The sequence below is a fragment of the Mycobacterium sp. TH-M116 genome, assembly GCF_057473685.1.
The window spans coordinates 1-8,901 of record NZ_JBYCLC010000044.1 but is presented as its reverse complement, the minus strand read 5'-3'; the positions used below and the strand labels follow the sequence as shown (position 1 = coordinate 8,901).

Here is an 8,901-nt window from a genome sequence, read left to right as displayed (position 1 = left end):
CCCGATCAACACTCACACCGCAAAACTAACCAAGGCCACCGACAAGAAACCCCGAATTGTGACCACAGAAACACAAGTGACACAAGTTATTTCGCGTCAGAAGGTCAACCCGGAAAACATCACCCGATTCGGGTCGTACTTCTGCCGCACGGTCGACAGCTGCGAGAGGTTCGAACCGAAGTAGCGCGACGCCGGGGTGTTGGCCTCCAGGTAGTTGACGTAGCCGCCGACCGAATACTGTTGTACCGCCTGGTGCGCGGCGGCCAGCCATTTCGTCGCGGCCCGCACCTGGCTGGCAGCCGGTTCGGCGTACCACTGCAGCACCGCGGACTGCTGTCGCCACGGGAAGGCCGTATCCCCGGGAGCCACGTCACCGGCCGCACCTCCCAGGGGGTCGACGAGCACGGAGGCCTTACCGGCGGCCACGGGCCACTGCCCGATGGCAGTGGCAATCGCATGTGCCGCAGCGGCATTCACCGTAGAAATCACATCTGACCCGGCCACGAAGCCACGCGGCGACGCTGATGAGCTACCGCCGGCCAGATACGTCGCCAGGTCCAGATGGGTCATCGTCGTGTTCTGGATGCTGCTGGGTTGCACGCCGACCGCGGACTTGATCGCGTTCGCCACAGAGGTTCCCGAACCCGCAGGACAGGTGGCCAGGATCTGGCAGTTCGTCTGCGACGAGCCGATGGCGAGATCGACTCGACCCCAGGTGTTCCGGTCGGCCGCGGTCAGCCACGACTGCCAACCGGACAGCACCTGCACCGCCGACGACGACGGAAAGTCGAGCCGGACCACGTCGGTGGAGTCGGCGGCAGACATCGCGAACGTCATCGACGTCGTCACGCCGAAATTGCCGCCGCCACCACCGCGCAGCGCCCAGAAGAGATCGGGGTGGTCGTCGGCGGAGGCGGTGACGACGTCGCCGCTCGGTAACACGACCGTGGCCGACTGCAACGTGTCGCAGGTGAGGCCGAAGCGCCGCGTGTCGGCACCGATGCCGCCGCCGAGCGCCGATCCGCCGATGCCGACCGTCGGGCAGGTACCGACCGGGACCGCCCGCCCGGCGCCGGCGCACGCCCGCTGCAGCACCGACAGATTCGTCGACGGGGTCACGGTCACGTGGTCGCCGTCCAGTTGCGCCCCGCCCGGCAGTCCCCGCAAGTCGAGGACCATCGCGTTGGCGGCGGTCGAGGCACCGATAAACGAATGCCCACCGCCCCGCGGGGCGATCTGAAGCCTGTTCGCCGTGGCGAACGCGACCGCCTTCTGGACGTCCGCCTGCGACGCGACCTCGACCACCGCGGCCGGATTCGAATTGTTGTAGAAGGAATTGAACACCTGCTTGGCGGCGGCGAATTGGGTGCCGCTGGCCGGTAGCAGCACCCTGCCGCCGAGGGAGGATGCCAGGCCGCCCCACCCGCCGCCCGGTTCCGCCGCCGCCCGCGCGGTCCCCAATACCGTCCCCGTCGCCAGCATCCCGACGGCGCCGCGAAGGAACGTCTGGCGCGAGATCGCACGGTCCGCCGGGCGGCTCTCATTCGTCGTCATGAGCCGGATTCTGGAACATTCGAGGTCGGCAAGCGGCCGCGCCGACGCGCGTGTCGGATCACAGTGTGGCGTCGATGTGCCCATCATCCGCCGTTTCGCGGTTGCGCGTGCCCTCGCCCGATAGCCGATGTTCCTGACGAGCGGCGCGCACGAAACGGCACAGTGTGCGAAACTTGATCCCACCGTGCCCTCGATGTGATCGTGATAGGCCAAAGTTCTCGGGGTGATCCGAGTGCCGGAGGAGCGCTCACGACAGACGGGGAAGCTGTCTTGAAAGCACTGGTACGCACGACCGATTGGATCTGCATGTTACGTCATCAGCCCTTGAGTATCAGGCTCCTGGCAGGCGCGGCGGCTGTCGTCGCGGCGGCGGCGGCCCTCGCGGCACCGGCCGAGGCCGACTGGGGGACCGACGACGCTTTCATCGACGCGCTCAACCACGCCGGGATCAACTTCGGCGAACCGGGCAACGCGATCGGCGTGGGCCAGTCCGTCTGCCCGATGCTCGAAGAGCCGGGCGGGAACTTGGCCGCCACCGTGGCCACGGTCAGGGGCGGAGGCATGTCCCCTCAGATGGCGCAGATGTTCACCACCATCGCAATCCAGACCTACTGTCCCGAGGAGATCGCGTCGATCGCCAACGGCAACCTGACCGGCGGCTTGCCGCAGCTCCCGGGCATGCCGGGCCTGCCCGCGGTGCCGGGGGTCTAACCGGTACCCAGCGGGTCGATGGTCCAGGCGATGTAGACCATCGCCGCCCCCACCGTCGCGGTGGTGGTGACGTCGACGCCCTTGCTGCGGACCACCAACAGGCCGGCCCGGTCGTCGGACAGCGCCAGCCGCAGCATCGCGCCGACGCCGACGCCGATGCCGATGAGCAACGAACCTCGACGCCAGAAGTTGGCCCCGGCCAAGACGAAAGCGGTCGCGAAGATCAGCCCGACCAGCAGGATCGGCCACTGAGCCCGCAGCGCAGCGCGGCCGTTCATTCCCGCTCGGCCAGCTCGACGACGTTGGTCAGCAGGAACGCGCGCGTCAAGGGGCCGACGCCGCCGGGGTTGGGCGACACGTGACCCGCCACCTCCCACACGTCCGGATGCACATCGCCCACCAGGCCGCGCTCGGTGCGGCTGACCCCCACGTCGACCACCGCGGCACCGGGACGCACCATGTCGGAAGTCAGCATGTGCGGAACACCGGCGGCGGCCACGATGACATCGGCCTGCCTGGTGAACGCGGACAGGTCCTGCGTTCCTGTGTGACACAAGGTCACCGTGGCGTTCTCGGATCGGCGCGTCAGCAACAGCCCCAGCGGACGGCCGACCGTCACACCGCGGCCCACGACGACCACGTGTGCCCCGGCGATCTCCACACCGTAGCGCCGCAGCAGGTGCACGATGCCGCGCGCAGTACACGGCAGGGGCGCCGGAATGCCGAGCACCAGGCGACCCAGGTTGGTCGGGTGCAGCCCGTCGGCGTCCTTGCCCGGGTCGATGCGCTCCAGCGCCGCACTCTCGTCCAGATGCCCGGGCAGCGGCAACTGGACGATGTATCCGGTGCACTCCGGGTTGGCGTTGAGCTCGTCGATGGTTTCCTGCAGCGTCGCGGCGGTGGTGTCGGCGGGCAGATCGCGGCGGATCGAGAGGATGCCGACCTTGGCGCAGTCGGAGTGCTTGCCGCGCACGTAGGCCTGTGACCCCGGATCGTCACCGACCAGAATGGTGCCCAGCCCCGGGGTGCGACCCGCCGCAGTCAACGCGGCCACCCGCTGCTTCAGGTCGACGAAGATCTCGTCGCGGGTGGCCTTGCCGTCCAGTGCGATTGCGCCCACGCCTCACAGTTTGGCATGCCCGGCGCGGGGCCGACCGAGGGCGACCCGCCGCGCCCGGCAGGGACACCAGGCAGCCGCGGTTGCGATCGCCATTAGGCTCCCGCTATGTCTACCCCTGCAGACGTGTTCGCCCCGGCCATGCTGGGTCCGGTGACCCTGCGTAACCGCACCATCAAGTCGGCGACGTTCGAAGCGCGCACGCCCGACGGGTTGGTGTCCGACGACTTGATCGAATACCACCGCCTGCCCACCGCGGGCGGGGTCGGCATGACGACCGTCGCCTACTGCGCGGTTTCCCCCGGCGGCCGCACCGAGGGCAACGGGCTCTGGATGCGCCCTGAAGCGGTGCCCGGACTGCGCCGGCTCACCGACGCGGTCCACGCCGAAGGAGCGGCGGTGAGCGCGCAGATCGGCCACGCCGGTCCCGTCGCCAACGCCAAGTCCAACAAGGCCGCCGCCCTGGCGCCGGTACGGTTCTTCAACCCGATCGGGATGCGGTTCGCCAGAAAGGCGACCCGCGACGACATCGACGCCGTGACAGCCGCACATGCCGACGCCGCCCTGCTGGCCATCGACGCCGGCTTCGACGCGGTCGAGATTCACCTGGGCCACAATTATTTGGCGAGCGCGTTCCTGTCGCCGCTGATCAACCATCGCGACGACGAGTTCGGCGGCTCGCTGGAGAACCGGGCCAAGGTGGCCCGCGGGCTGGTGATGGCGGTGCGCCGCGCGGTCGAGATGCGCGGAGCGGGACGGATCGCGGTCACCGCCAAACTCAACATGACCGACGGTGTGCGTGGCGGCATCAACACCGAGGAGGCGCTGACCACTGCCAGATGGCTACAAGACGACGGCGGGCTGGACGCGATCGAGCTCACCGCGGGCAGCTCGCTGGTCAACCCCATGTACCTGTTCCACGGCGATGCCCCGCTCAAGCAGTTCGCCGCCGCCTTCAAGCCGCCGGTGAGCTGGGGCATGCGCATGACGGGCAAGAAGTTCCTGCGCGAGTACCCCTACCGCGAGGCCTATCTTCTGCACCACGCCAAGCTGTTCCGCGCCGAGCTGACGATGCCGCTGATCCTGCTCGGCGGCATCACCAACCGGGAGACCATGGATCTGGCGATGGCGGAGGGTTTCCAGTTCGTCGCGATGGGCCGGGCGCTGCTCGCCGAGCCTGATCTGATCAACCGGATCGCCGCCGACGGCGCCCGGCGCAACGTGCGTTCGGCCTGTACGCACTGCAACCAGTGCATGGCCACCATCTACAGCCGCACGTATTGCGTGGTCACCGGCGCCCCCGATGCAGCCCGCTGAGGTAAACGCAGCCGCAGGCGATCGAGCTCGACGGCGAACTTCGTTGCAACAGATAAAGTTGTCCCGATGATGGCTCCATCCCCACCGGTACTGACCGTCCGCTACGACGGAGGAGAAAGCACGTTCGCAGCGGGCCACGACGTGGTGGTCGGCCGCGACCTGCGGGCCGACATGCGGGTCACCCACCCCCTGATCTCGCGGGCCCACCTGTTGCTTCGCTTCGACCAGGGCCGCTGGCTGGCGATCGACAACGGTTCGCTGAACGGGACCTTCGTCAACGGCCGGCGCGTTCCCGTCGTCGACATCCACGACGGCCAGTGCATCAACATCGGCAACCCCGACGGGCCTCAGCTCAGGTTCGAGGTCGGCCGGCACCAGGGGATGGCCGGACGTCCGCCCCAGACCGAGTCGATGCGTCTCCCCTCGAGTGCGCCCCCGTTCTCGGGCGCGGCCTGGTCCGGGTCGCCCGGCGCTCCGCCCGCCCACCTCGGCCCGCCCGCGCACCTCGGCCCGCCCGCCCACCTCGGCCCGCCCGCGCCGTCGCCGGGCCGGCTGTCGGCCCCCCCGCCCAGACCGCATCCTGACCCGCCGCCACCACACGGCCCGCCCCTGCGCCCGTCGGTCGCGGCCGGACCGCGAATGCACCCGGCGGGCCCGCCGCCACCGCCCGGGAACGTCCGGCCACAACCGCACATCCCCGCGCCGATGCCCCCGGATCCTTCGCTGTCGTCACCGCCGACCCAGATCTCGCCACCCGGCGCGACCAGTGAGCCGGACGAGGCGAACCTGGCGACGAAGATGATGCAGGCCCTGATGCCGTCCCGCTCCGGGACGCTGCAGAAGCCGGACGGCGCGATCACGATCGGGCGCGCCACCGACAACGACATCGTCATCCAGGATGTCCTGGCGTCGCGCCATCACGCGTTCATGGTCCAGACGCCGCTGGGCACCGAGATCCGCGACGCGCACAGCGGCAACGGGACGTTCGTCAACGGCATCCGCGTCGGGTCGGCGGTGCTGACCGAGGGAGACGTGGTCACCATCGGGAACGTCGACCTGGTGTTCACCCGCGACACCCTGGTCCGGCGTACCGAAGCCGCGACGCGCAGCGGCGGTCTCGAGGTGAACGCGGTCTGCTTCAGTGTCGAGCACGGCAAGCAACTGATCGACCACATCTCGCTGACGGCGCGCCCCGGGACTCTGACGGCCATCGTCGGCGGTTCCGGTGCGGGTAAGACCACGCTGTCGCGGCTGATCGTCGGGTACACCAACCCCAGCTCAGGCTCGGTGTGCTTCGAAGGGCACGACATCCACAAGGAATACGCGTCCATGCGCAGCAGGATCGGGATGGTCCCGCAGGACGACGTCGTGCATCGCCAGCTGACCGTCAACCAGGCCCTGGGCTACGCTGCCGAACTGCGCCTGCCGCCCGACACCAGCAAAGAGGAGAGGGCGCAGATCGTCGCGCAGGTACTCGAAGAACTCGACATGACCGAGCATGCCGAGACCCGGGTCGACAAGTTGTCGGGCGGCCAGCGCAAACGCGCCTCGGTGGCACTCGAACTGCTGACCCAACCGTCGTTGCTGCTGCTCGACGAGCCGACCTCGGGCCTGGACCCGGCGCTGGACCGCCAGGTCATGCTGATGCTGCGCCAGCTCGCCGACGCGGGCCGCGTGGTGATGGTCGTCACCCACTCGGTGTCCTACCTGGACGTCTGCGACCAGATCCTGCTGATCGCACCGGGCGGCAAGACCGCGTTTTGCGGTCCACCCGATCAGGTCGAGTCCACCATGGGCACGCGCAACTGGGCCGACATCTTCGCCAACGTGGGAGCCGATCCCGACGAGGCCAACCGCCGCTTCAAAGAGCGCAGCGACCATGCGCAGCAGCCGCCGTCCCCGCAGAGCCCGGCGGACCTGGGCGATCCACCCAAGACGAATCTGTGGCGGCAGCTGTCCACAATCGTCCGCCGACAGGTTCGGCTCGTCGTTTCCGACCGCGGCTACACGATCTTCCTGGCGGTGCTGCCGTTCCTCATCGGCGCGCTGTCGCTGACGGTGAAAGGGCCCAACCCCGGCCTCGGGCCCGCCGATCCACTGGGCTCCGCGCCCACGCAGCCGCAGTACATCATGGTGCTGCTCAACATCGGGGCCGTGTTCATGGGCACGGCGCTGACCATCCGCGACCTGATCGGCGAGCGCGCGATCTTCAAGCGCGAACAGGCTGTCGGTTTGTCCACCAACGCCTACCTGCTGGCCAAGATCGCGGTTTTCTCCGCCTTCGCAACCGCACAGGCCGCGGTGGCGACGTTGATCGTGCGGCTCGGCAAGGGCGCCCCGACCGAGGCACCGCCGTTGTTCGGCAATGCCACTTTCGCCCTGTTCGTCACCGTCGCCGCCACCTGCGTCGCGTCGGCGCTCCTGGGCCTGATGCTGTCGGCCCTGGCGCAGTCCAACGAGCAGATCATGCCGATGCTGGTGGTGTCGATCATGTCGCAGCTGGTGCTCTCCGGCGGGATGATCCCGGTTTACGGCCGTTTCGGCCTCGAACAGCTCGCCTGGCTGACCCCGGCACGCTGGGGCTACGCCGCGGGCGCATCCTCGATCGACTTTCCGGCGCTGGTCAAGGTCAAACAGATCCCGACCAACGACCCGATCTGGCAGCACTCCAAACACATCCTGGTCTTCGACATGGTCATGCTTTCGGTGCTGTCGTTGGCCTACGCCGGCTTGATCCGGTGGCATATCCGCCTCAAACGCTGACCCTGGACCGAGGGCTTTTCGGCCGGCTGCAGACCCGGCGGCGGCGTCTAATCTGATCTGGTGACCCGATCCGCGCAGCCCGTGCTCACGGTTCGGACCGACACAACGCAGGGCAGCTTCGCGCCGGGCCGCGACGTGGTCGTCGGGAATGATGTGCGCGCCGACCTGCGTGTGGCCCACCCGCTGATCGCCCGAGCGCACCTGTTGCTGCGCTTCGGTGAGGGCAGGTGGACGGCGATCGACAACAACTCGCTGAACGGGATGTTCATCAACGGCCGGCGGGTGCCGCAGGCCGCCCTCCACGACGGCCACAGCATCAACCTCGGCCTGCCCGACGGCCCGCGGCTCACGTTCGAGGTCGGACGCCACGACGGCATCGTGGGCCTCGCGCCGCCGACGGAGTCGATTCCCCTCGCCGGGCCACCCACCCGCAGCTGGCGTGGACACCCGCCGACCCGGATCGGCGTCACCGGTGAGGTGGCCGAGTTACCGACCGCCCGGATCCGCTCGCCGTGGCCCGCCGGCCGTCGTGAGTCGCCGGCCGGCGGGCCCGTCCGGATCGGGCGGTCACTGGACAATGACATCGTCATCCACGACGTGCTGGCCTCACGCCACCACGCATTGCTGACGCCGACGCCGATCGGCACCGAAATCCGCGACGCGAACAGCATCAACGGGACCTTCGTCAACGGGGTCAGGGTCGGCTCTGCCGTACTCGCCGAGGGCGACGCGGTCACGATCGGCAACGTCGACCTGCTGTTCAGCAACGGCGTCCTGGTGCGCCGCCACGAGGCGGCCGCACGCACCGGCGGCCTGGAGGTCCGGGCGGTCGACTTCCGCGTCGACGGCAAGAACCTGCTCGAGCGGATCTCGATGACCGCCCGGCCCGGCACGCTGACCGCCATCATCGGCGGGTCCGGTGCCGGCAAGACCACCCTGTCGCGGCTGATCGCCGGCTACGCCACCCCGAGCTCGGGCTCGGTCACCTTCGAGGGCCACGACATCCACACCGAGTACGCGTCGCTGCGGACCAGGATCGGGATGGTCCCCCAGGACGATGTCGTGCACCGCCAGCTGACGGTCAACCAGGCCCTGGGCTACGCGGCCGAACTGCGGCTGCCGCCCGACACCAGCAAGGCAGATCGCGCGCAGGTGGTCGCGCAGGTGCTCGGTGAACTGGGGATGACGCAGCATGCCCACAGCCGCGTCGACACACTGTCGGGCGGGCAGCGCAAACGCGCCTCGGTCGCGCTCGAGCTGCTCACCGGGCCGTCGCTGCTGATCCTCGACGAGCCGACGTCGGGGCTGGACCCGGCGCTGGACCTGCAGGTCATGACGATGCTGCGGCAGTTGGCCGATGCCGGCCGGGTGGTGCTGGTGGTCACGCACTCGCTGACCTACCTCGACGTCTGCGACCAGGTGCTGCTGATGGCGCCCGG

At 69.0% G+C, this 8,901-nt stretch carries 7 protein-coding genes; 4 read left to right on the top strand and 3 right to left on the bottom strand.

Translation table 11 applies throughout. The features are described from left to right. Positions 1 to 96: 96 nt before the first annotated feature. The gene (locus tag AC2VOK_RS01935) at positions 97 to 1,554 is read right to left on the bottom strand and encodes an FAD-dependent oxidoreductase (protein ID WP_428898976.1); all 1,458 of its coding nucleotides are present in this window, start codon (positions 1,552 to 1,554) and stop codon (positions 97 to 99) included. A 270-nt stretch (positions 1,555 to 1,824) separates the two neighbouring features. Here AC2VOK_RS01935 and AC2VOK_RS01930 point away from each other — a divergent pair, with 270 nt between their 5' ends. Next, positions 1,825 to 2,265 carry a DUF732 domain-containing protein gene (locus tag AC2VOK_RS01930; protein ID WP_428898975.1) on the top strand — a complete coding sequence of 147 codons (441 nt, stop codon included), beginning with the start codon at positions 1,825 to 1,827 and terminating at the stop codon, positions 2,263 to 2,265. Here AC2VOK_RS01930 and AC2VOK_RS01925 read toward each other — a convergent pair. Then, entirely contained in the window at positions 2,262 to 2,543 is a 282-nt protein-coding gene (locus AC2VOK_RS01925; RefSeq protein ID WP_428898974.1) for a DUF3017 domain-containing protein, read from the bottom strand. The genes AC2VOK_RS01930 and AC2VOK_RS01925 overlap by 4 nt on opposite strands. Further along, the gene (locus tag AC2VOK_RS01920) at positions 2,540 to 3,385 is read right to left on the bottom strand and encodes a bifunctional methylenetetrahydrofolate dehydrogenase/methenyltetrahydrofolate cyclohydrolase (RefSeq protein WP_428898973.1); all 846 of its coding nucleotides are present in this window, start codon (positions 3,383 to 3,385) and stop codon (positions 2,540 to 2,542) included. Before AC2VOK_RS01920 ends, AC2VOK_RS01925 begins: the two co-directional genes overlap by 4 nt. Positions 3,386 to 3,490: 105 nt before the next feature. Between AC2VOK_RS01920 and AC2VOK_RS01915 the strand changes: the two genes are divergently transcribed. From AC2VOK_RS01915 to AC2VOK_RS01905, 3 genes are all read left to right on the top strand, one after another. Continuing rightward, positions 3,491 to 4,699 (top strand): NADH:flavin oxidoreductase, encoded by a 1,209-nt coding sequence (locus AC2VOK_RS01915; RefSeq protein WP_428898972.1) that lies wholly within the window; start codon positions 3,491 to 3,493, stop codon positions 4,697 to 4,699. Positions 4,700 to 4,765: 66 nt separating this feature from the next. After that, positions 4,766 to 7,462, top strand: coding sequence for an ATP-binding cassette domain-containing protein (locus AC2VOK_RS01910; protein ID WP_428898971.1), 2,697 nt, complete (start codon positions 4,766 to 4,768; stop codon positions 7,460 to 7,462). Positions 7,463 to 7,522: 60 nt separating this feature from the next. Further along, positions 7,523 to 8,901 (top strand): ATP-binding cassette domain-containing protein (locus AC2VOK_RS01905; RefSeq protein ID WP_428898970.1); only part of this gene is annotated, 1,379 nt, incomplete at its 3' end.